Consider the following 21,879-nt stretch of genomic DNA (forward strand, 5'->3'; position numbering starts at 1 on the left):
TGATTAACCCATTGATTTTCGGGGTTTAAGGGGAACGTCTCACAATATGTCGAACTGGCTTGGAAGGGTCCTGATCGCCGGCGCGGCCGTGTTGTCGTCGGTGGCGAGTGCGCAGCTTGTGTCCGAGAACCGGACGCAGGTGGTGCCCGATCGCCCGCTGCTCGATATCGACCTCGATGCCGACGAAAATGACGAGGGCGTGCAGCCGCGCCCGATGGCCAACGACTTCACTGTCTCCATCCCGCAGCGCCCCGCCGTGGCCAATCCCGCGCATGTCGAGGAGCTCAACGCCAAGATCCTCGAGCGCGTCCGCTCCTTCCGCGGGTCGAGCGGGCTCGCCATCAAGGCGATCGATGCAGGCTGGGAAGCCGGCTGGCAGGTCGACAAGCGTTTCCCGCAGCAGTCGGTGTCCAAGCTGTGGGTCAGCCTCGCCGTGCTCGACCAGGTCGACCGTGGTCGCCTCAACCTCGGGCAAACGGTGCGTTTCGACCGCAATGACGTCACCCTCTGGTCCTCCTCGACCACCGCGCAGATCCTGAAGGGCGGCTACAGCCGCTCGCTCGACGGGCTGATCTTCGATGCGCTGACCAAGTCGGACAACCATGCCAATGACAAGATGCTCCGTCTCGTCGGAGGGCCCGAGGCGATCCGCCGCATGGTCCGCGACAAGGCGCTGGGCGACATCCATTTCGGCGATGGCGAGCGCGCCATGCAGGCCCAGATCGCAGGGCTGAGCTGGCGCCAGAGCTATGCCTATAACAATGGCTTCAACCGGGCCCGCGCGGCCGTGCCCTCGGGCCAGCGCCGCGCCGCCTTCCAGCGCTATATCGACGATCCCTATGACGGCGCCGCGCCGATGGCGATCGCCCGCGCACTGGCCCGTCTCGAACGCGGCGAACTCCTCTCGCCCTCCTCGACCGCCAAGATGCTGACCACGATGGGGCTGACCCGCACGGGCCGGCTGCGCGTCAAGGGCGGGCTCAAGTCTGGCTGGGAGTGGAGCCACAAGACCGGCACCGGCCAGACGCTCGGCGGCTGGCGCGGCGGCCTCAACGATGTCGGCATCCTGACCGCCCCTGACGGCACCAGCTACGCGCTCGCCTTCATGACCGTGCCCAATCCCGACGACGGCAGCGCGCAGGAACTGATGCGCGACGTAACGCGGATGGTGATCGCGCATCACGAGCGCTACGGCAACGCGAGCGTCGCCAGCCGCTAGGCAAGCCGTGCCCCAGCCTCTAGGCAGGGGGCATGGACCGCGCCTTTTTTGACCTGCTCCGCGATCGCGCCCGCCGCGCCATCGCGGGCGTCGCCGACCTCACCCCCGACAACAAGCTCGATGAGGGGTTCGACCCCGTGACCGAGGCCGACCGCGCCGCCGAACGGGCGCTGCGCGAGGCGATCGAGGCGCATTTCCCCGGGCATGGCATCTGGGGCGAGGAATATGGCTGGAGCCGCGAAGGCGCGAACCGCCACTGGAGCCTCGACCCCATCGACGGCACCCGCGCCTTCATCTGCGGCCTGCCGAGCTGGGCCGTGCTGGTCGGCCATCTCGAGGACGGGACCCATGTCGCGGGGATGATCGACCTGCCCGACCTCGGCGCCACCTATGTCGGGATCGAGGGCGAGACGCGGCTCAATGGCGAGATCACGCGCACCAGCGGTTGCCGGTCGCTGGCGCAGGCGCGCATCGCCACTACCGACCCCTATCTCTTCGACGCGGTCGAACGGTCCCGCTTCGAACGCTTGCGCGATGCGGCGCGGCTAACCCGTTTCGGTATGGACGCGATGGCCTTTGCCAAGGTCGCCTCGGGCGGGCTCGACCTTGCGACCGACACCGGATTGAAGCGGCACGACTATGACGCGCTGGTCGCGGTCGTGCGCGGCGCGGGCGGGCATGTCGGCAACTGGTCGGGGGGAAGCGACCTCACGGGCGGCGATGTGATCGCGGCGGCGTCGGAGGCGCTCTATGAAGAAGCCGTGCGGGCGCTCGAGGATTAGGCTGCCTGGCCCGCGGCCACCCCGCTCGCCCAAGCCCATTGGAAATTGTAACCGCCGAGCCAGCCAGTGACGTCGACCGCCTCGCCGATCGGATAGAGGCCGGACACCTTCTTCGCTTCCATCGTCTTCGATGACAGTTCGGCCGTCGAGATGCCGCCGACGGTGACTTCCGCCTTGGCGAAGCCTTCGCTTCCCGACGGAAAAAATTCCCAGCCCGACAGCCGCTCCTCGGCCTGCGCGAGCGCCTTGTCCGACTGGCCCTGCAGCGGGCCCGCCAGGTCGAGCTTTTCCGCCAGCGTGCCGGCGAGCCGCTCGGGCAGTCGCTCGGCGAGCAAGGTGCCGAGTTGCCTGTTGGGGGTGTCGCGCTTGGCCTGTCGCAGCCAGCCGTTCGCATGGTCGGGAAGGAAGTCGATCCGCACCGGCTCGCCATTGCGCCAGTAGCTCGAGGCCTGGAGGATGGCGGGGCCCGACAGGCCGCGATGAGTGAAGAGCGCGGCTTCGGCGAAGGCCGGCCCGCTTTTCGCGCGCGCCGTCACGGGGGCGGCCACCCCTGCGAGCTCGCGGAACAGGAGCTGGTCGCCCGCCAGCGTCAGCGGCACCAGCGCAGGACGCGGCTCGACGATCTTGAGGCCCCACGACCGCGCGAGGTCATAGGCGAAACTGGTGGCACCGAGCTTGGGGATCGACAACCCGCCGGTCGCGAGGATGAGCGAGGACGCCCTTACCTTACGGGCGCCGATGGTGGCGATGAAGCCATCACCGTCACGCGCCACGTCGGCTGCCTGCCCGAAGGCGAAGTCGACGCCCGCGGCGGCGCATTCGTCCATCAGCATGGCGACGATCTGCTTGGCGGAGCCGTCGCAGAACAGCTGGCCGAGCGTCTTTTCGTGCCAGGCGATGCCGTGCTTCTCGACCAGCGCAATGAAGTCGGCGGGGCGGTAGCGCCGGAGCGCCGACTTGGCGAAATGCGGGTTCTGGCTGAGATAATTGCCGTCGGTCGCGCCGAGGTTGGTGAAATTGCACCGTCCCCCGCCCGAGATCAGGATCTTCCTGCCGGGTGCGTCATTATGATCGACGACCAGTACACGGCGCCCGCGCTGGCCCGCGACCATCGCCGCCATCAGCCCCGCGGCACCCGCTCCCATGACAATGACGTCGACCTGTTCCATGGGGCCGCGCCTAGATCAGCCGTGGCGGCGCTGCAACTCGTCGGTGACGTCGGATAGCGCGAGCCCCTGGTCCTTCAGGAGCACGAGAAGGTGGTAGAGGAGGTCGGCGGCCTCGTTTGTCAGCTCGTCGCGGTCGCCCACCGTGGCGGCGAGCGCGGCCTCCACCCCTTCCTCGCCGACCTTCTGGGCGACGCGCTTGGTGCCCTTGGAAAGGAGGCGCGCGGTGTAGCTCTCGTCCGGATCGGCCGCGGCGCGTTCGGCGATCACCGCTTCGAGGCGCGCGAGAAAATGCGGCGCGGTGTCCAAGTCGAAACAGCTGTCCATATCCTTGTGACAAGTCGGACCCGCTGGTTCTGCAATGACGAGGATCGCATCCGAATCGCAGTCGGCGTGAATGGAAATCACGCTGAGCGTGTTGCCGCTGGTCTCGCCCTTGACCCAGAGACGCTGCTTGGAGCGGCTGAAGAAGGTGACGGTGCCGGTCTCGAGCGTGGCCTCGAGCGCCGCGCGATCCATGTAGCCGAGCATGCGCACGCGGCCATCATCGCCGCCCTGCACCACAACAGGCAGCAGCCCGTCCATCTTGTCCCAGGCGAGCGCATTCACATCGATCATCGGCGCACCTCCAGCCCTTCTTTTTCCAGATAATCCTTCAGCTCGGGAATCGCGATGCGGCGGTCATGGAAGACGCTAGCCGCCAAGGCGCCCGAGCAGCCGACTCCGAAGGCCTCGGCGAAATGGGCCGGCGTGCCGGCGCCGCCCGAGGCGATGACCGGAACGTCGACCGCCGCGCACAGCGCTTCGAGCTGGGGCAGGTCATAGCCCTGCCGCACGCCGTCATTGTTCATGGCGTTGAGCACGATCTCGCCCGCGCCGAGCGCCACGGCCTCGCGCGCCCAGGCGATGGTCTCCAGTCCCGCATCCTGCGTCGCCTCGGGGCGCCCGGTGAATTTCTTCACGCGAAGCACGCCCTGCTCGTCGGTGAAACTGTCGATCCCCAGCACCACGCATTGCCGCCCGAAGGCTTCGGCGAGGCGGGTGATGAGCGCAGGCTCGCGCAGCGCGGGGGAGTTGACGCTGACCTTGTCGGCGCCCGCGCCAAGCACGGCGGCGGCCTTGTCGACGCTGTCGATCCCGCCCGCCACGCTGAAGGGAATGTCGATGACGGTCGCGACCTTGTGGACCCAGTCCACCTCCACGCTGCGCCCGTCGGCGCTGGCAGTAATGTCGTAGAAGACGAGCTCGTCGGCGCCCTCGCGCGCATAACGCTGGGCATTCTCGACGATATCCCCGATGACGCGGTGATCGCGGAACTGCACGCCCTTGACGACCACCCCGTCGGCGACGTCGAGACAGGGGATGATCCTAGCCGCGGGCACGGGCGACCCCCTCGGCAACAGTGAAAGCGCCTTCCCAGATCGCCTTGCCGGTGATGGCCGCGGCAGCGCCCGCATCGCGCAGGGCATCAAGGTCGTCGAGGCTGGCGACGCCGCCCGAGGCCTGCACCGCCTTGTCGGGCCAGCTTTCGGCGAGCGTGCGATAGAGGTTGGTGTTGGGCCCCTGCATCATGCCGTCCTTGGCGATGTCAGTGACGAGCAGATGGCGGATGGCGGGGAACTGGCCGAGCACCTCGTCCAGCGCCTTGCCGCTATCCTCTGCCCAGCCGTGCTTGGCGACCATCGGCACGCCGTCACGCAAGTTGACGTCGAGCGCCAGCGTGATGCGCTCGGGGCCGAAATAGGCGAGCATGTCGGCAAAAGCCTGCGGCTCGTTGAGGGCGAGGCTCCCGACGACGACGCGCGCGACCCCCGCCTCGAACAGCGGCTTGGCGTGAGCGGTGCCGCGGATGCCTCCGGCGACCTGAAGTGGCAGGATCGGGGCGAGCTCCATGAGGAGGTCGTGCTGGACGGGACTTTTCGCGCGCGTACCGTCGAGGTCGACGACATGCGCCATCTCCGCGCCCGCCTCGCGGAAGGCGGCGAGGGCGTCGGCGGGCGAGGGGTCATAGTCGGTGCGGGCGTCGAAATCGCCCTGCCGCAACCGCACGGGCTTGCGGTCCATGAGGTCGAGAGCGGGGAGCAGGATCATGAGCGGAGAAACGCCTTCAGGAAGGCCGCGCCGGGGGCGGACGACCGTTCGGGATGGAATTGCGCGCCCCAATAGGGGCCGTGGCGGACGATGACTGGGAAGGTGCGGCCATAGGTGGCGCTGGCCCCATCCGCGTGTGTCGACGGACAGGCATAGCTGTGCGCGAAATAGACATGGTCGCCATTGGCAACCCCCAGACCTTCGCTCACGCCCTCCAGCCGCGTCCAGCCCATGTGTGGGACGGGGCGACCGGGCGCGGGCTTCAGTGACGTCACCTTTCCAGGCAGGATGCCGAGCAGGGGGCGGGCGGTCTCTTCGGAGCCTTCGAACAGCAGCTGCATGCCGACACAGATGCCGAGCGTGGGCCGCGTGCGCTCGCGCAGAACGTTGGCGAGCCCCGCCATCTCGAGCTTTTCCATCGCATAGCCGGCGTGGCCGACACCCGGCAGGATGACGCGATCGGCACCGGCGATGACGTCGGGGTCGGCAGTGCGCAGCGGCTCGGCACCGGCGCGCTCGAAGCCGAGCCGGACCGATTCCACATTGCCATAGCCAAGGTCGATCAGGGCCAGCGCGGTCACAGCGACCCCTTGGTCGAGGGGATGCCCTTGCCGCTCGCGCCGGTAGCGAGGCCCTGGCGCAGCGCGCGACCGAAGGCCTTGAAGGCACCCTCGACCTTGTGGTGATCGTTCTCGCCCTCGACGCTGACATGGATCGCGGCGCGCATGCTGTCGGCAAGGCTGCGGAAGACGTGCGGCGTCATCTCGGTCGGGAATTCGCCGAGATGTTCGGTCGTAAAGCTGCCGTCGAACTTGGCATAGGGGCGCCCCGACAGGTCGACGAGAACCTCGGCGCGGGTTTCGTCCATCGGCAGCGCAAAGCCGAAGCGGCCGATGCCGGCACGGTCGCCGAGTGCCTTGTCGAGCGCGGCGCCGAGCGCGAGCGCTACATCCTCGATGCTGTGGTGCGGGTCGATATGCGTGTCGCCGGTGCATGCGAGCGTGAGCGAAAAGCCGCCGTGGCTCGCGACCTGGTCGAGCATATGATCGAAGAAGCCGATGCCGGTCGAGATCTGCCGCTTGGGCTCGGGATCGTCGAGATCGACCGCAACCGCGATGCGCGTTTCGGCAGTATCGCGGGTGACGCTCGCCCGGCGGCGGCGCGGCGCCGCATCGGTAATGCCGAAGACGGCGAGCAAGGCGCGATTCTCGGCTTCGGTACCGATGGTGACGCGGACCCCGCCCGGTGCGGCATTGGGGCGGAAGCGGACTTTGACGGCCGCCGCTTCGAGGCGTTGTGCAAGCCCTTCGGGATCGGCGACGGTTAGGAAAAGGAAATTGCCGCCCTCATAGAGCGCTTCCACCTCGTCGACTCCACGCAAAAGCGCGGCAAGGCGCGCGCGCTCGGCGAGGAGGTCGGCGATGCGGGCCCTGTGGATCGGCATGCGCTCGGGCGCCAGCGCGCCCAATGCGGCGGCGATGGACGGACCGGGCAGCGGGTAGGGCGGCGACACGCGCGCGAGCCAGTCGATGACATTGGCATCGGCAATGGCGCAGCCGATGCGGGCGCCGGCAAGGCCATAGGCCTTAGACAGGGTACGCAGGACGACGAGATTGTCGACATTGCCGGCATCAGGGGCAAGGCTCGGCGCATCGGCAAATTCGCCATAGGCCTCGTCGGCGACGACCAGCGTGTCGGGGAGAGCGGCGGCGATATCGCGCACGGTCTCGACCGCGATCGGTGTGCCCGTGGGGTTGTTGGGGGTGCACAGGAACAGGAGCTTTGGCGCCGGCCCATCCTTGGCCGCCCTCAGCACTGCGCCCGCGTCGAAGGCGAAGTCCCCGTCCATGCGAACGCTGTCGACCTTCGCCCCCTGGATGCGGGCGAATTGCGCATAGGCCGAGAAGGTCGGCTCGACGACGAGGATACGATCCTCGCCCGGCCGCAGGAAAGCGCGGCAGAGAAGGTCGATGGCGTCATCGCTGCCGCGCGTCACCCACAGGCGCTGGGGGAAAACGCCGTAAAGGCCCGCCATCCGCCGCCGCAGCGTATCGGGCTGGGGCTCGGGATAGCGGTTGATGTCGCGGCCGCCCGCGAGCGGCTCATAGGGATTCTCGTTGGCATCGAGACGGATGGTGCCCGGGACCGGCGCACCGGCAAGGTCGGTGCGCGGCAGTTGGCGCAGGTCGCGGCGCGCGAGGCGGTCGCCGATGGGTTGCTCGCTCACAGGGCGGGTTCCTTGATGGCGGCGCCGCGGATCTCGGCGGCGCGGGCATGGGCTTCGAGCCCCTCGAGCCGCGCGAGGGCGGCGGCGGGGGCGGCAAGGCGGCGGGCAGTGTCGGGGCTGATGCGCTGGATACTGATCGCCTTCAGGTAGGTGAGCGCGGTGACGCCGCCGGTGTAGCGCGCCGCGCCGTCGGTCGGCAGGACGTGGCTCGAACCGGCGAGATAGTCGCCGAAGCTCTCGGCAGCCCCTTCGCCGACGAAGACCGCGCCAGCGTCGGTGATGCGCGCGGCAAGGTCGGCGGCGACGTCATCGGCGAGCGCGATGCTGAGATGCTCGGGGGCATAGGCGTTGGCGATCGTCACGGCTTGCGTGAGGTCGGCGCAGCGGATCGCCCGCACGGGGGCGAAGTCGCCGCCCATGTCGGCAGCCTGCCGGTCGACCTCGGCAAGCGCGGCGGCAATGGCGCCATCGCTGGTCGAGACGAGGAGGACCTGCGCATCGCGGTCATGCTCGGCCTGGCTCAGGAGGTCGGCGGCGACGCGCGCGGGATCGCTGGTTGCATCGGCGATGACGAGCAGTTCGCTGGGACCGGCGGGCAAGTCGATGCCGGGGCCGCCGGGCAGGCTCGACACCTGCCGCTTGGCGGCGGCGACCCACGCATTGCCGGGGCCGCAGATACGGTCGACGGGGGCGATGTCGCCGGCGCCGAAGGCGAGCGCGGCGATCGCCTGCGCGCCGCCCACGGTCCAGATGCGCTCGACGCCGCAGATTTCGGCGGCCAGCGCGACGGCAGGGTCGAGACCGCCATCAGGGCGGGGCGGGGTGACCACGGTCAGCCACTCGACACCGGCGACGCGCGCCGGGATGGCGAGCATCAGCAAGGTAGAGAAGAGCGGCGCCTTGCCGCCCGGGACATAGAGCCCGGCGCTGCCGAGCGGAGCCCATCGTTTCTCGACGGTGAGGCCCGGCATGGTTTCGACGCTGACCGGCTGCGGCAGGGTCGCACGGTGGAAAGTCTCGATATTGTCGGCGGCGAGCCGGATGGCCGCCAGCGCTTCGGCAGGAAGTTCGGTGCGGGCACGCTTTGCGTAAGGGGCGACCTCGAGCGCACCGGGCGCACTGCCGTCGATGCGGGTGGCGATGGCGCACAGCGCATCCCAGCCGCCATCGCGCACGTCGGCGATGATGTCGCGCACGGCGTCCTGCAGTGAGGCGTCCTCGCGCTGCTGCGGGCGGGCGAGCGCAGTCTTTCGTCCGGCATCGTCGAGGCCGGTCCAGTCGATCACGCCGGTCATAGCATCATCTTCTCGATGGGCATGACGAGGATGTCCCGCGCGCCGGCGGCTTTGAGCGCCTCGAGCGTCTCCCAGAAGACCGATTCGCGGGCCACGGCCTGGATGGCGACATGGCCTTCCATCCCGAGGAGCGGCATCACCGTTGGTGCCTCGGCGCCCGGCAGGATGCGCGTAATCTCGGGCAGCGCGCTTTCGGGCGCGTTGAGGACGATATATTTGCTCTCCGCCGTCGCGATGACGCCGAGCATCCGGGTCTTCAGCGCATCGGCGCGGTCGACCTGCTCGTCGGCGAGCGTCGCACGGGTGCGGATCAGCACGCTTTCCGATTCGAGGATCGTATGCACGGGCTTGAGGCCGTTGGCTTCCAGCGTCTGGCCAGTGGAGACGAGGTCGCAGACATAATCGGCGATACCGAGACGCGGTGCGAGTTCGACCGCCCCGTGCATGGTCACCACTTCGGCGCTAATCCCCTCCTTCTCGAGGAAGGCGCGGGTCAGCAGCGGGTAGCTGGTGGCGATGCGCTTGCCTTCGAGGAGGCCGAGCGACCAGTCCTCGGCGACGGGGATGGCGACCTTGAGCGCGCAGCCGCCGAAGCCGAGCCGCGCCAGCACGTCAACATCCTCGTTGGCGGGATCGAGGCGATATTCCTCGAGCACGTTCAACCCGACGATGCCGAGGTCGCAGACGCCATCACCGACCAGCGTCGGGATGTCGTCGTCGCGCACCAGCATGAGGTCGAGCGGGAAATTTGTCGCGCGGGCAGTGAGCTGGCCCTTGGCGCTGCGGATGCGGAGCCCCGCCTTGGACAAGAGGCCCTCGCCCGCGTCGGCGAGGCGGCCCGATTTCTGTACCGCCATGCGCAGGCGGGTCATGGTCGCGGTCATTGGTCGTCCTTTGTCGTCGCGGCCAGCGCGGCGCGATAGCCGCCCGCATCACCGCCTTTGAGGAAACGCGCGACGCGCGTGATGGTGGTCGTCGACACGCCGGTCAGGTCGTGGATCTGGCGGTAGGTGTAGCGCTCCTCGGCGAGGAGGCGCGCGACGTGCCAGCGCTCGGCCAATGCGCGGCGCTCGGCTGGCGTACAGAGGTCGTCGAGCAGCATGGCGACGGCCTGCGGATCGCTGAGACGTGCAAGCACCAGCGCGAGCTGAGCCTGCGCTTCGGCGCGCGATTCGCCTGCCGCGCTTTGATCGTTATCCCGGATTTCCACCATATTCTTGTTCCAACGTGTTAAAACGCTGGCATGGATGTAGCGATGTTCGTCGTGATTGCAAGACCGTCCGCCTACCGACTTTTTGCCGCTTGACGCCGGCCGGAAAATGGGGCTCTCTCGCATGCATGCGTAAGACCGCACCCGTTCACAGCCTCAATGCCGCTGCCCTGCAGTGGTGGTGGCGCTCGTCCTGACGGCGGCGCTGCGCTCACGATTGACGTGAACCCACAGCCCGCCACCGAGCGGGCTTTTTCATGACCTCGATCAGGTCCGCTCTCCTTCTCCCCCCTTCGAGAACAAGAGACCCGACCCATGATCATCGTAATGAAACCCGACGCCAGCCAGGACACCATCGACCGCCTCCTCGGGCGGATCGAGGAAAAGGGCCTGAAGCCGCTCCACATGCCGGGCGCCGAACGCGTCGTCCTTGGCGCGCTAGGTGACGAGCGCGTGCTGGCCGAACTGGCACTGGAGGCGGAACCCTCGGTCGAGAGCGTGAAGCCGATCCTCGCCCCCTACAAGCTGGCCGCGCGCGACCTCCACCCGCACGACAGCCGCGTGAAGGTGGGTGACGTCGCGGTGGGCGGCGGCCGCTTCGCCCTGTTCGGCGGGCCCTGCGCGGTCGAGGGCGAGGAGCAGTTGCGCGCCTCGGCGAAGGCGGCGAAGGCGGGCGGAGCGCGGATCCTGCGCGGCGGTGCCTACAAGCCGCGCACCAGCCCTTACAGCTTCCAGGGCAAGGGCCCCGAGGGCCTGTCGTTGCTCCGCGAAGTGGGCGACGAGCTCGGCATGCCGGTCGTCACCGAGATGGTCGATGCGCGCGACCTCGACCTCTTTCTCGAGGCCGCCGACGCCATCCAGATCGGCACCCGCAACATGCAGAATTTCGAACTGCTGAAAGCGGTCGGCCAGTGCGGCAAGCCGGTGATCCTGAAGCGCGGCATGGCGGCGCGGATCGACGACCTGCTGATGGCGGCCGAATATGTGCTGGCCGGCGGCAACGAGGATGTCATCCTTTGCGAGCGCGGCATTCGCACCTTCGAGACGGCGACGCGCAACACGCTCGACCTCGCCGCCGTGCCGCTGCTCAAGGAGAAGACCCACCTCCCCGTCATCGTCGACCCGAGCCACGGCACGGGCAAGCGCAGCCTCGTCGCGCCGATGGCGCTGGCGGCCGCCGCGGCGGGCGCCGATGGCGTCATGGTCGAGGTCCATGTCGATCCCGCCACCGCCTTGTCCGACGGGCCGCAGTCCCTCTATCCCGAGCAGATGGAGGCGCTCGGCCACCAGTTGTCGCGGCTGCTCCACGCGCTGGGCCGCGAGCTGTGAGCCATCTCCGCCTCCTCTCGCGCCGCCTGCCCGGCGTGCACGATCCGGTGAGCCTGTTCGCCGCGCTCCATGCCGAAGGGCGTGCGCGGATGCTGTTCCGTCGCACCGGCGGGACGAGCGTCATCCTGTGCGACAGCGCGCTGGCGGTCGATGCCAAGGGGCGCGAGGCCGAGGTGCGGGTGGCGGGCGCACAGGGCGCCGCACTGCTCGATCCGCTGCTCGCGCCGCTCTCCGCACAGGTCGTGGAGCGCGACGGCGAATCGGCTCGGCTCGTCTTCGACGCGCCCGACGAAAAGGGCGATGAGGGCGAGCGCGGCCGACGGACTAGCCCGCTGCATCTCTTGCGCGCCGCCGCGGCACTCGGGGCGGACGAGGATGACGCCTACGGGCTCGCGCTGTTCACGCTCATTGGCTTCGATCATGCCGACATGGTCGAGAGCATCGCGGTCGCCGCCCCCGAAGGCCCGCTGCCCGACCTCGTCGCACGTCTCGCCGAGACGCTGGTGGTCGTCGAGGCCTCGGGCGCTGCACGGGTGCTCGCCATCGCCGCCGTCACCGGTGAGCGCGGGGAAGATCACCGCCTGTCCTGCCTCGCGCAGGAGAAGCTCGGCAAGCTCGCCGCGCGGATCGAACAGGCACCGGTGCCGCCGCTTCGCGAAGCGGTCGCAGGCGCGCCGTCGGTCGATATGGATGACTTGGACTTCGCCGCCACGGTCGAGGCGTTGCAGGGCGAGATTGCCGCAGGCGAGATCTTCCAGGCGGTGCCGAGCCGCAGCTTCTCCCTCCCCTGTCCCGACGCCCTCGGTGCCTTCCGTCGCCTCGTCGCCGCCGACCCCTCGGCCTACCAGTTTTTCGCCGAAACCCGCCACGGCACGCTGTTCGGTGCCTCGCCCGAAAATGCCATCGCGCTCGAGCCCGGCGCGGACGGGGTTCGGCTGTCGGTCAGCCCGATCGCGGGCACCCGTCCGCGCGGCGCCAGCGCCGACGAGGACGACCGGCTCGAGGCCGAGCTCCGGCTCGATGGCAAGGAAGTGTCCGAGCATCTCATGCTGGTCGACCTTGCCCGCAATGACGTCGCCCGCATCGCGCGGCCCGGCACGCGGCGGGTGACCAGCTTGATGCGGGTCGAACGCTTCGCCCGCGTCATGCACATCGTCTCGACCGTCGAGGGCCTGCTGCCGGAGGGTCGCGATGCGGTCGATGCCATCCGCGCCTGTCTCAACGTCGGCACCCTGTCGGGCGCGCCCAAGCTGCGCGCCATCGAGCTTGTCCGCCGTCACGAAGCGACGCAGCGCGGCTTCTATGGCGGCGCCATCGGCGTCCTTACCGGACGCGGCGCCTTCGACAGCGCGGTGGTGATCCGCTCGGCCTTCGTGACCGATGGCATCGCCCGCGTCCGCGCGGGCGCCGGCGTGGTCGCACATAGCGATCCGGCCGCCGAAGCCGCCGAAACGCGCGCCAAGGCAAGCGCGGTACTGGCCGCGCTGGGAGCGGCGGCATGAAGTTCACCGTGATCGACAATCGCGACAGTTTCACCTTCAATCTCGTCGATGCGCTTGCGGTCGCGGGGGCCGAAATGCAGGTGCTTCGCAATAGCATCAGTGCGGAAAAAGCGCTCGAAAGCGCCAATGGCGGCGCGCTGCTCCTTGGCCCTGGCCCGGGCGATCCGGCGAGCGCGGGCTGCTGTCTCGACCTATGCGTGAAGGCGCGCGGCATTGTCCCGCTGATCGGCATCTGCCTCGGCCACCAGGCCATCGTCGAGGCCGCCGGCGGGCGCGTTCGCCGCGCCGCCGCGCCCGCCCATGCCGAAACCGCACGGCTCGCCCATCGCGGCGACGGCGTCTTGGCGGGGCTGCCCGATCCGCTGATCGTCGGCCGCTATCATTCGCTCTGCACCCCTGTCTCCGACCTGCCCGCGCGATTCGCCGTCGATGCCGAACATGGCGGCATGGCGATGGCGGTGCGCGACGAAGCCGGCCTCCAGCTCGGCCTGCAATTCCATCCCGAATCCATCCTCACGCCGCGGGGCGACCGGCTCGTCGCCAACATGCTTGCATGGGCGAAAGCCTGTCTCGACCGCCCCGCCAAAGCCGCCTGAAAGGACCAACATGCTCGATAAAGCCCATCTCCCCGCCGATCTCGGCCCCGTTCCCAACCCGCTGCCCAAGCTCCTGTCGGGCGAGGACCTGCCCTCGGAGGACGCGCAGCACCTGTTCGAACGGCTCGTCCTCGGGCGGCTGTCCGAAGCCGAGATCGCAAGCGTGCTGGTGGCGCTGCGCATGAAGGGCGAGACCGCCGAGGAGATGATCGGCGCGGCGCGCGCGCTGGGCGCGGCGGCGGAGGAGTTTCCCTCGCCCGACACGTTGTTCGCCGATTGTTGCGGCACGGGCGGCGATTCCTCGGGCATCATCAACGTGTCGACCGCGGCGGGGTTCGTCGCCGCGGCCTGCGGGCTGCCCATCGCCAAGCATGGCAACCGCTCGGTCAGCTCGAAATGCGGTTCGGCCGACGTGCTCGAGGCGCTGGGCGCGCGGATCGACATGCCCGCCGACGAGGCGCGCGCGGTGATGGACGCGACCGGCTTCACCTTCCTCTACGCCCCCGCTTACCATCCCGGCATGAAGCATGCGGGCCCCGTGCGGCGGCAACTCGGCGTGCGCACGGTGATGAACCTGCTCGGTCCCTGCATCAATCCGGCGCGCCCGAGGGTCCAGCTCCTCGGCGTGGCCGATCCGACGCTGATGCGCCGCATCGCGCGGACGCTCCAGGCGATGGGGGTCGAGAAAGCGCTGGTGGTGCATGGCGCAGGGCTCGACGAACTTGCACTGCACGCCGACAGCCGCGCGCTGCGGCTCGAGCATGGCGAGATCAGCGAGGAAGTGATCGCGCCCGAGGAAGTCGGTCTCGACCCCGCGCCGCTGAAAGCGCTGGCGGGCGGCGATGCGCAGGAGAATGCGCGTCGGCTGCGCGCCATTTTCGAGGGCAAGGGATCGAAGGCCGAACGCGACATGGTGGCGCTCAACGCAGGGGCGCTGTTGCACCTTGCGGGCACTTCGCGCACCTTGGCGCAAGCGGTCGAGGCGGCAGGTGCCGCGATCGACGGGGGCAAGGCGGGGGCCGTGCTCGCCGCTTATGTGGAGGCAAGTCATGGGTGACGTTCTCGACAGGATTATCGCGCGTAAGCGGCGCGAGGTGGAGGAGCGGCTAGGAACACGCCGCTTCAACGCCCAGCCGACGACGCGGAGCCTCTCGCAGGCGCTGCGCAAGCCCGGCGCGCGCTTCATCATGGAGGTAAAGCCCAAATCACCCTCGGGCCATGTCGCGGCGCATCGTCCCGAAGAGGCGCTCGCCGCCTATCGCCCCGTCGCCGATGCCATCAGCATCCTCACCGACGAGGCGGATTTCGGCGGTTCGCTCGCGCTGCTCGAACGGCTGCGCAAGGATTATGGCGGGCCGATCCTCGCCAAGGATTTCATCGTTGACCCGCGGCAGGTGGACGAGGCGCGCTCCTGCGGCGCCGATGCCGTGCTGGCGATGATGTCAGTGCTCGATGATGCCACCGCCGGGCAAGTCATGGAGCGCGGCCGCGCGCTTGGCATGGACGTGCTGGTCGAAGTGCATGACGAGGCCGAACTCGCCCGCGCGATGGCGCTCGGCGCGACCCTCGTCGGCATCAACAATCGCGATCTCAAGACACTCTCCACCGACCTTGCCGTGACCGAACGGCTCGCACCCCTCGTGCCCGGGCATGTCACGCTGGTTTCCGAGAGCGGCATCTCCACCTTTGCCGATGCGCAGCGGCTCGGGCCGCTGGTCGACGGTTTCCTCGTCGGTTCCGCGTTGATGGCGGCCGACGACATCGCCTTTGCCGCGCGCACGCTGGTCCACGGTCCCGTGAAGCTGTGCGGCATGACACGGGTCGCCGACGTCGCGCTGGCGGCTCGCCAGGGCGCGAGCCACGTCGGCTTCATCTTCGCGCCCGGCACGCCGCGCGCGATCGACGTCGAACGGGCGCGCACGCTGACCATGCTGGCCTCCGATTTCGGCATGAAGACCGTCGGCGTGTTTCGCGGCCGCGACCCCGAGGCCATCGCCGAGGCCAGCCGGATCCTGCGGCTCGACGCGGTCCAGCTCCACGAGCCCGGCGCCGACACAATCATCGCGCAACTGCGGCAAAAACTTCGCCCCGGCACCGAATGCTGGGCGCTCTCGCAGGTCGGCGAGCAAGGGCCCGACCCCGTGCCGCTGGCCGACCGCACCCTGTTCGACACGCTCGTGGGCGGCTCGAGCGGGGGCACCGGAATCGCTTTCGACTGGAGCCGGATCGCGGGGCGCGACGACCTTACCCGCGCCTTCCTCGCTGGCGGCATCGGTCCGGACAATGTCCGCGAGGCCGTGCGTACCGGCGCTTATGGCATCGACGTCTGCTCTGGCGTCGAGAGCGAGCCCGGGACCAAGGACCCCGAGAAGATCGAAGCGCTGTTCGCCGCGCTGCGCCATCCCGACCGCCGGAGTGCGCGATGAGGCAGGACGGCCGTTTCGGCGATTTCGGCGGTGCCTATGTTCCGGAAATCCTCGTTCCCGCGATCGAACAGCTCGAGGCCGCCTATCTGGGCGCGATGGAGGACAAGGGCTTCCTGGCCGAGCTCGACCATCTCCTGCGCACCTATGCGGGGCGGCCGACCGCGCTGACGCGGTGCCGCAATATCGGCGATGAACGCGTTCGGCTCTACCTCAAGCGCGAGGATTTGCTCCACGGGGGCGCGCACAAGACCAACCAAGTGATCGCGCAGGCCCTTCTGGCGAAACGCATGGGCAAGACGCGGCTGATCGCCGAGACGGGCGCGGGCCAGCACGGGGTGGCGACCGCCATCGCGGGCGCGCTGTTCGGGATGGAGACGCGCATCTACATGGGCGCGCTCGATGCCGAGCGTCAGGCGCTCAATGTCTTCCGGATGAAGCTGATGGGCGCCGAAGTGATCCCCGTCGAGATCGGCAGCCGGACCCTGAAGGATGCGGTCAACGAGGCGCTGCGCGACTGGACCGCGAGCTTTGCGGACACCCATTACCTCCTCGGCACGGTGGCGGGGCCGCACCCCTTCCCGCAGATGGTGCGCGATTTCCAGGCGGTGATCGGCCGAGAGGCGCGCGCGCAGATGCTGGAGCGCGAAGGGCGCCTGCCCGACAGCGTCATCGCCTGTGTCGGCGGCGGGTCGAACGCCATCGGCATGTTCCATGAATTCGTGCCCGACGAGGGCGTCGCGCTGGTCGGCGTCGAGGCTGCAGGCAAGGGCATGGACAGCGGCGAGCATGGCGCGACCCTCCAGAAGGGGCGTCGCGGCATCCTCCATGGCGCCGAGACCTATCTCATGCAGGACGATGTCGGACAGGTCGGCGAGAGCTGGTCGGTCTCGGCCGGCCTCGACTATCCCGCCGTCGGCCCCGAGCATGCACATCTGATGGCCTCGGGACGCGCCACTTATGTCGGCGCGACCGATGCCGAGGCCATCGCGGCCTTCCAGCGGCTCGCGCGTGAGGAAGGGATCATTCCTGCGCTCGAGACCGCCCATGCTCTCGCCGAAGGGTTCAAGCAGGTCGATGCCGCACAGGCTGTGGGCGAGGAGAAGATCATCCTCGTCAACCTGTCGGGGCGCGGGGACAAGGACATGGCGCAGGCCATGGAACTGGTGGGTCTCGCCGCATGAGCAGCCAACGATATGGAAAGATGTTCGCCCGGCTCGACGCGGCGGACGAGGGGGCGCTGGGCGCCTTCCTGATGCTCGGCGATCCCGATGCGGCAACCAGCGTCGAATTGCTCCACGCCTGCGTCGAAGGCGGCGCCGACATGCTCGAGGTCGGCATTGCCTTCTCCGATCCCGTCGCCGACGGGCCGGTCATCCAGGCCGCCGCCGATCGCGCGCTCGCAGCGGGCATGACGCCTGCGGCCTCCTTCGGCATCATCGCCGAAGTCCGTGCTCGCCATGCCGACGTGCCGATCGGGATCCTCACCTATGCGAATCTCGTGGTGGCGCGGGGATTGGACGCCTTCTGCCGCGATGCCGCCGGAGCGGGGGCGGACAGCCTGCTCGTCGCCGACGTGCCCAGCCTCGAAGCGCCCCGCTTTGCCGCGGCGGCGCGGGCGGCCGGGCTCGACCTCGTGCTGATCGCAGCGCCCAACACCGGCGACGCCGCGCTCGAGCGGATCGCCGAGCTCGGCTCGGGCTACACCTATTGCGTGGCGCGCGCGGGCGTGACGGGACAGCGCAGCGACATGGCGCTCGACCATGATGCGCTGTTCGAGCGATTGCGCGCGCTCGGCGCACCGCCACCAGTGCTGGGATTCGGCATCTCCACCTCCGAGCAGGTGCGCGCCGGCATCGAGTCGGGCGCCGCGGGCGTCATCTCGGGTAGCGCCATCGTCGCGGCAGCGCAGGGTACCGACGATCCGGTGGCGGCGGTGCGGTCACTGGTCGCCGAGCTGAAGTCGGGGACGCGTTAGCCTTCGCGCTCGCTGATCCGGCGCGCCAATTCGCGCGTATCGTGGAGGTTCCTGGTCGCGAGCGACGTCTCGCGCAGGAAGAAGGTGAGGGCTGCGAAGATCAGCGCCATCGCGCCGATCCACGACAGTGCGACGAAGGTCCCGAGCGCGGTGCGCACGAAGGCCGAGACGAACAGGAGCCCGACGACGAGGCAGATCATCAGCGCCGCCGCGGTCGACAGGTTGACCGCATGATGGGCGTAGCGCTGGCGACGCAGCAGCACGGGCAATTGTTCGGCGCGGCGGTCGTCGGGGCGGTCCTCGAGGGCAGCTTCGATGCCGTTCACCCGCTCAACCAGCCAGGTCAGGCGGATGTTCATCACGTTGAGGAAGGCGCCGATGCCCGCGAGAAGGAAGACGGGGGCGAGGCTCAGTTGGAGGATCGACTGGACGCGCGGTGTCGAGGCAGTGCGCTCGATGAGGTCGGCGACCCCTGCGGCGATGGAAAAGTCGATCATCTGTTCCCCCTTCGGCTCACGACCATAGCGCGCCCGGCGGCGCGATCAACGCGCCGACTTCACAAACGGATTGGAGGAAAAATGGAGCGGGCGAGGCGATTCGAACGCCCGACCCTCACCTTGGCAAGGTGATGCTCTACCCCTGAGCTACGCCCGCTCACTGGCGTGCCGGGAAGTGGCCGGTTGGCCGCGTCTCCCGACTGGGTGGAGGCGCAGATAGCGGGACATGTCGGATGCTGCAACCCCCAATTTTATCCCGCGGTTGTCGAGAGGCCCCGGAACCCCATATGACGGGGGAAAGCACATCAATCTTGGGGACGAAATCAATGGCCACGCTGGGAATGAGCGACGACGACAAGGCTGCGCTCAAGCGATTCGAGGAGGAGGTCATCAACCCCTCCATGTCCAAGCTGGTCATTCTCCAGTTCACCGCCAGCTGGTGCGGGCCGTGCAAGCAGCTGACGCCGATTCTCGAACAGGTCGCGGCCGATTATGCCGACAAGGGCGTCATGCTCGTGAAGGTCGATGTCGACGAGCAGAAGTTCATCGCCGCCCAGTTCCGGATCCAGTCGGTGCCGACCGTCTATGCGCTGTTCCAGGGCCAGCCGCTCGGTGACCTCACGCAGTATCGCACGCCCGGCCAGCTCGGGCAGGTGCTCGACCAGATGATTCGCCAGCTCCCCCTCGACGGCGAGGCGCAGCAGACCCAGCAGCAGGTCGAACCGCTGCTCGCGATGGGCGAGGAAGTGCTGGCGGGCGGCGATGGCGAGCGCGCCATGATCCTCTTCTCGCAGCTGATGGAAATGGCCCCCGACAACCCCAAGGTCGTCGCCGGCATGGCGCGCGCGCAGATCCTCGGCGGGCAGGTCGAGGCGGCGCAGGCGCTGCTCGACGGGCTCGACGACAAGGTCGCCGGCGACCCCGCGATCGCGCAGGCCCGCGCCCAGCTCAAGATGGCCGGCATGGGCGAGGAAGCGGTCGACACCAGCCCCTATATCGCCCGTCTCGAGGCCGACGCCGACGACCATGAAGCCCGCTACAAGCTTGCCGAAGCCGCGATGGCGGCGGGCCAGCGCGATGCGGCTGCCGACAATCTCCTCGAAATCATCGGCCGCGAAAAGGAATGGGAAGGCGGCAAGGCGCGCACCACCTTCCTCGAATTGATCGAGGCGGCAGGGCTCGAGGACGACTGGTCGAAGACGCAGCGGCGGCGCCTGTCGGCGGTGCTCTTCACATGATGGACGCCCGCCCCGCTCGCGTGCGCATCTTTCCGCTCGCGGGGGCGATCCTCTTTCCGCGCGCCCAGCTCCCGCTGCATGTCTTCGAGGCGCGATATCGCGACATGGTGAAGGACGCGATCGACGGCGACGGGCGAATCGCGATGGTACAGCCGCTCGACCCCGAGGATGACGAGGCGCTCCACCAGGTCGGCTGCATCGGCGATATCGTCGCCTTGGAAGAGCTCGATGACGGGCGCTACAACATCATCCTCGAGGGCGTCGAACGCTTCCGCACCATCCGCGAACCGCAGGTCGACACGCTCTACCGCCAGCTCGACGTCGATTTGAACGCATATGATGACAGCATCGTCGGCACGCTCGGCCCCGCGCGGCGCGTGTCGGTCGAGGAGGAAGCGCGTGCCTTCGGCAATGCGCTCGGACTCGAGGTGGACTGGGAAGCGGTGACGCGGCTCGACGACGAGACGCTGGTCAACGCCATCAGTCAGGTCGCGCCGTTCGACGTGCCTTCGAAGCAGGCGCTGCTCGAGGAGCGCGAGCTTGCCGGCCGCGCCGACCTGCTCGTCCAGCTGATGCAGTTCCAGCGCATCGCGCCCGGCGGTCCCGAGGCCGACCAGACCTTGCAATAGGAAGCGGCTTGGCCATGATCGCCTCCCATCAACGGGGGGACGGAATGAAGCTCGCATTCGACATTTTTCGCATCGCCTATGGCGCCTGGTTCCTCTTCTGGGGCCTCGCACCCTTCATCGGGGTGGCGCCGCCCGAGACGAGCCAGCCCGACGCGGTCGCCCTGCTCGAAGCCAATCGCGCGGCCTTTCCGATGAAACTGGCGAGCGCGAGCTTCATCGCGGGCGGCGCGGCGCTGATATGGAAGCGCACGGCGCCGCTTGGCGTGGTCATCCTCGCCCCCACGGTGGCGTGGATCTTCCTGTTTCACGTGACGATGACTGCCGACTATCCGTGGGCGGCCTTCTGGCTCGCGGGGCTGGCGGTGCTGGCCCTGCGCATGCGCAAGGCCTATCGCCCGCTCTACACCTGGAAGGGCTGACGCCTAGATCGGCAGGCCGCGCAAGAGCAGCGGCAGGTCGCCCGAGGTGCCCTGCGCCTCGTCCTTGAGCCGTTCCTTCAGCGGGCCGATGCGGTCGATGATGCCCATGCCCAATCGCCGGACGACCGACGCGGTGCGGCCGGGAACGCCGAACATGCGCACGAAGCCGTCGGTCGAGGCAGCCACGCTCAGCGAATCGAGCCCGCGCCAGGTCGCGTAACGGTCGAGCAGCGCGGCATCGCCAAGGTCCATGCCCAAACGGCGGCCCTCGACCAGCACTTCGGCGAGCGCGGCGGCGTCGCGATAGCCGAGATTGACCCCCTGTCCGGCAATCGGGTGGATGCCGTGCGCGGCATCGCCGACCAGCACCAGCCGTTCATCGGTGATGCGCGCGGTCCGGTGGAAACCGAGCGGGTAGGTCGAGCGGGGGGCAAGCAATTCGAAGCGCCCGAGGAAACCGCCCGCTGCGGCCTCGGCCTCGGCGGCAAAGTCCGCATCGGACAGCTTGAGGAAGCCTGGCGCATTGTCCGACGGCACCGACCAGACGATTGCCGAGCGGTGGCGCCCGTCGGGAAGGTCGGTCATCGGCAGGAGCGCGAACGGCCCTTCGGGATAGAAGATCTCGTAGGCGACATCGCCGTGCGGCTCGTCATGCGCGAGGACCGAGACGATGGCGTGATGGTCGTATTTCCAGCGCGCAACGCGGATCCCCGCAGCCTCGCGGGTCGGCGAATTGCGACCTTCGGCGGCGACATGCAGCGGCGCCGCGATTTCGCTGCCATCGTCGAGCGTCATGCGCACGCCATGCGCGTCGCGCACTGTCGAGACGGCACGGCGACCGTAGCGCAGGTCGAGGTTCTTGCCTGCACGGGCGCGGTCGATGAGCGCGCGGCGCAAGTTGCGGTTTTCGTGCATCCAGCCGAGCGGCTCGCCTTCCTCGCCCGCCTCGAAGGCGAGGCCGCCGGGGGCAAGGCCGTCGGCGACCTGGATGGTGCGGATCGGGCTGCCCGGCGCGGGGAGATGGTCGGCGATGCCGATCGTCTCGAACATGCGCATCGAGGAGGAGGAGACCGCGCTGGTGCGCCCGTCGAAGGCGGCATCGGCCTGCGCGTCGGGATCGGCGGGGTCAACGACGACCGCCTTCAGGCCCGCGCTGTCGAGCGCGGCGGCGAGGGCGAGGCCGACGAGGCCGCCGCCCGAGATGATGACATCGCTCATGGCCCCTCGATAGGCAAATTGACGCGCGCGCGATAGGGCGTTGACCGCCCCATGGGGCTA

23 protein-coding genes and 1 tRNA gene are annotated in these 21,879 nt (G+C 68.8%); 12 read left to right on the plus strand and 12 right to left on the minus strand.

Annotated elements, in window-relative coordinates:
* The first annotated feature begins 46 nt into the window (after nucleotides 1-46).
* Both NUW81_RS07535 and NUW81_RS07540 read left to right on the plus strand, forming a co-directional pair.
* A complete protein-coding gene (locus tag NUW81_RS07535) occupies nucleotides 47-1,219 on the plus strand; it encodes a serine hydrolase (protein ID WP_245112033.1) in 1,173 nt (390 codons plus the stop codon).
* Between the two features lie 32 nt (nucleotides 1,220-1,251).
* A complete protein-coding gene (locus NUW81_RS07540) occupies nucleotides 1,252-2,001 on the plus strand; it encodes an inositol monophosphatase family protein (RefSeq protein ID WP_245112035.1) in 750 nt (249 codons plus the stop codon).
* On the opposite strand, the gene NUW81_RS07545 is transcribed toward NUW81_RS07540, so the two are convergent.
* The 9 genes from NUW81_RS07545 to NUW81_RS07585 are packed head-to-tail and all read right to left on the minus strand — an operon-like array spanning nucleotide 1,998 to nucleotide 9,993.
* Nucleotides 1,998-3,170 (minus strand): BaiN/RdsA family NAD(P)/FAD-dependent oxidoreductase, encoded by a 1,173-nt coding sequence (locus tag NUW81_RS07545; RefSeq protein WP_245112037.1) that lies wholly within the window; start codon nucleotides 3,168-3,170, stop codon nucleotides 1,998-2,000. The genes NUW81_RS07540 and NUW81_RS07545 overlap by 4 nt on opposite strands.
* 15 nt (nucleotides 3,171-3,185) lie before the next feature.
* Complete coding sequence (gene hisIE, locus NUW81_RS07550) at nucleotides 3,186-3,785, minus strand: bifunctional phosphoribosyl-AMP cyclohydrolase/phosphoribosyl-ATP diphosphatase HisIE (RefSeq protein ID WP_260508487.1); 600 nt, start codon at nucleotides 3,783-3,785, stop codon at nucleotides 3,186-3,188.
* Nucleotides 3,782-4,549 (minus strand): imidazole glycerol phosphate synthase subunit HisF, encoded by a 768-nt coding sequence (gene hisF / locus NUW81_RS07555; RefSeq protein ID WP_245112039.1) that lies wholly within the window; start codon nucleotides 4,547-4,549, stop codon nucleotides 3,782-3,784. The genes hisIE and hisF overlap by 4 nt, the downstream gene beginning before the upstream one ends.
* Nucleotides 4,536-5,258 carry a 1-(5-phosphoribosyl)-5-[(5-phosphoribosylamino)methylideneamino]imidazole-4-carboxamide isomerase gene (locus NUW81_RS07560; protein WP_245112042.1) on the minus strand — a complete coding sequence of 241 codons (723 nt, stop codon included), beginning with the start codon at nucleotides 5,256-5,258 and terminating at the stop codon, nucleotides 4,536-4,538. The genes hisF and NUW81_RS07560 overlap by 14 nt, the downstream gene beginning before the upstream one ends.
* Nucleotides 5,255-5,839, minus strand: a complete 585-nt coding sequence (gene hisH, locus NUW81_RS07565; protein WP_245112044.1) for an imidazole glycerol phosphate synthase subunit HisH — start codon at nucleotides 5,837-5,839, stop codon at nucleotides 5,255-5,257. The genes NUW81_RS07560 and hisH overlap by 4 nt, the downstream gene beginning before the upstream one ends.
* Nucleotides 5,836-7,485 carry a histidinol-phosphate transaminase gene (gene hisC / locus NUW81_RS07570; RefSeq protein WP_245112047.1) on the minus strand — a complete coding sequence of 550 codons (1,650 nt, stop codon included), beginning with the start codon at nucleotides 7,483-7,485 and terminating at the stop codon, nucleotides 5,836-5,838. The genes hisH and hisC overlap by 4 nt, the downstream gene beginning before the upstream one ends.
* A complete protein-coding gene (hisD, locus tag NUW81_RS07575) occupies nucleotides 7,482-8,780 on the minus strand; it encodes a histidinol dehydrogenase (protein WP_245112049.1) in 1,299 nt (432 codons plus the stop codon). The genes hisC and hisD overlap by 4 nt, the downstream gene beginning before the upstream one ends.
* Nucleotides 8,777-9,664 carry an ATP phosphoribosyltransferase gene (gene hisG, locus NUW81_RS07580; protein ID WP_245112051.1) on the minus strand — a complete coding sequence of 296 codons (888 nt, stop codon included), beginning with the start codon at nucleotides 9,662-9,664 and terminating at the stop codon, nucleotides 8,777-8,779. Before hisG ends, hisD begins: the two co-directional genes overlap by 4 nt.
* Nucleotides 9,661-9,993 (minus strand): YerC/YecD family TrpR-related protein, encoded by a 333-nt coding sequence (locus NUW81_RS07585; protein WP_245112055.1) that lies wholly within the window; start codon nucleotides 9,991-9,993, stop codon nucleotides 9,661-9,663. The genes hisG and NUW81_RS07585 overlap by 4 nt, the downstream gene beginning before the upstream one ends.
* Nucleotides 9,994-10,305: 312 nt before the next feature.
* On the opposite strand from NUW81_RS07585, the gene aroF reads away from it, so the two are divergent.
* From aroF to trpA, 7 genes are read left to right on the plus strand one after another with little or no spacing between them, the layout of a single operon-like run.
* On the plus strand, nucleotides 10,306-11,319 hold the full coding sequence (gene aroF, locus NUW81_RS07590; protein ID WP_245112057.1) for a 3-deoxy-7-phosphoheptulonate synthase: 1,014 nt from the start codon (nucleotides 10,306-10,308) through the stop codon (nucleotides 11,317-11,319).
* Nucleotides 11,316-12,821, plus strand: a complete 1,506-nt coding sequence (locus NUW81_RS07595; RefSeq protein ID WP_245112060.1) for a chorismate-binding protein — start codon at nucleotides 11,316-11,318, stop codon at nucleotides 12,819-12,821. Before aroF ends, NUW81_RS07595 begins: the two co-directional genes overlap by 4 nt.
* Nucleotides 12,818-13,417: an anthranilate synthase component II gene (locus NUW81_RS07600; protein ID WP_245112066.1), complete on the plus strand. Its 600-nt coding sequence runs from the start codon at nucleotides 12,818-12,820 to the stop codon at nucleotides 13,415-13,417. The genes NUW81_RS07595 and NUW81_RS07600 overlap by 4 nt, the downstream gene beginning before the upstream one ends.
* A 10-nt stretch (nucleotides 13,418-13,427) precedes the next feature.
* Complete coding sequence (gene trpD / locus NUW81_RS07605) at nucleotides 13,428-14,474, plus strand: anthranilate phosphoribosyltransferase (protein WP_245112068.1); 1,047 nt, start codon at nucleotides 13,428-13,430, stop codon at nucleotides 14,472-14,474.
* Nucleotides 14,467-15,843: a bifunctional indole-3-glycerol-phosphate synthase TrpC/phosphoribosylanthranilate isomerase TrpF gene (gene trpCF, locus NUW81_RS07610; RefSeq protein ID WP_245112071.1), complete on the plus strand. Its 1,377-nt coding sequence runs from the start codon at nucleotides 14,467-14,469 to the stop codon at nucleotides 15,841-15,843. Before trpD ends, trpCF begins: the two co-directional genes overlap by 8 nt.
* On the plus strand, nucleotides 15,840-17,024 hold the full coding sequence (trpB, locus tag NUW81_RS07615) for a tryptophan synthase subunit beta (RefSeq protein ID WP_245112073.1): 1,185 nt from the start codon (nucleotides 15,840-15,842) through the stop codon (nucleotides 17,022-17,024). Before trpCF ends, trpB begins: the two co-directional genes overlap by 4 nt.
* Nucleotides 17,021-17,818 (plus strand): tryptophan synthase subunit alpha, encoded by a 798-nt coding sequence (gene trpA, locus NUW81_RS07620; RefSeq protein WP_245112075.1) that lies wholly within the window; start codon nucleotides 17,021-17,023, stop codon nucleotides 17,816-17,818. The genes trpB and trpA overlap by 4 nt, the downstream gene beginning before the upstream one ends.
* Here the strand turns inward: trpA and NUW81_RS07625 are convergent.
* Nucleotides 17,815-18,315, minus strand: coding sequence for a DUF2721 domain-containing protein (locus tag NUW81_RS07625; RefSeq protein ID WP_245112077.1), 501 nt, complete (start codon nucleotides 18,313-18,315; stop codon nucleotides 17,815-17,817). The two genes, trpA and NUW81_RS07625, sit on opposite strands and share 4 nt — an antisense overlap.
* A gap of 82 nt (nucleotides 18,316-18,397) precedes the next feature.
* Nucleotides 18,398-18,472, minus strand: a tRNA-Gly gene (locus NUW81_RS07630).
* A gap of 169 nt (nucleotides 18,473-18,641) precedes the next feature.
* Here NUW81_RS07630 and NUW81_RS07635 point away from each other — a divergent pair.
* From NUW81_RS07635 to NUW81_RS07645, 3 genes are read left to right on the plus strand one after another with little or no spacing between them, the layout of a single operon-like run.
* Entirely contained in the window at nucleotides 18,642-19,553 is a 912-nt protein-coding gene (locus NUW81_RS07635) for a tetratricopeptide repeat protein (RefSeq protein ID WP_245112080.1), read from the plus strand.
* Nucleotides 19,550-20,182: an LON peptidase substrate-binding domain-containing protein gene (locus NUW81_RS07640; RefSeq protein ID WP_245112083.1), complete on the plus strand. Its 633-nt coding sequence runs from the start codon at nucleotides 19,550-19,552 to the stop codon at nucleotides 20,180-20,182. The genes NUW81_RS07635 and NUW81_RS07640 overlap by 4 nt, the downstream gene beginning before the upstream one ends.
* Before the next feature lie 44 nt (nucleotides 20,183-20,226).
* Nucleotides 20,227-20,601 carry a hypothetical protein gene (locus NUW81_RS07645; RefSeq protein WP_245112086.1) on the plus strand — a complete coding sequence of 125 codons (375 nt, stop codon included), beginning with the start codon at nucleotides 20,227-20,229 and terminating at the stop codon, nucleotides 20,599-20,601.
* A gap of 3 nt (nucleotides 20,602-20,604) precedes the next feature.
* Here NUW81_RS07645 and NUW81_RS07650 read toward each other — a convergent pair whose 3' ends face one another.
* Complete coding sequence (locus tag NUW81_RS07650) at nucleotides 20,605-21,819, minus strand: FAD-dependent monooxygenase (protein ID WP_245112088.1); 1,215 nt, start codon at nucleotides 21,817-21,819, stop codon at nucleotides 20,605-20,607.
* Nucleotides 21,820-21,879: the final 60 nt, after the last annotated feature.

This window comes from Sphingomicrobium aestuariivivum, from assembly GCF_024721585.1.
Taxonomy (GTDB): domain Bacteria; phylum Pseudomonadota; class Alphaproteobacteria; order Sphingomonadales; family Sphingomonadaceae; genus Sphingomicrobium; species Sphingomicrobium aestuariivivum.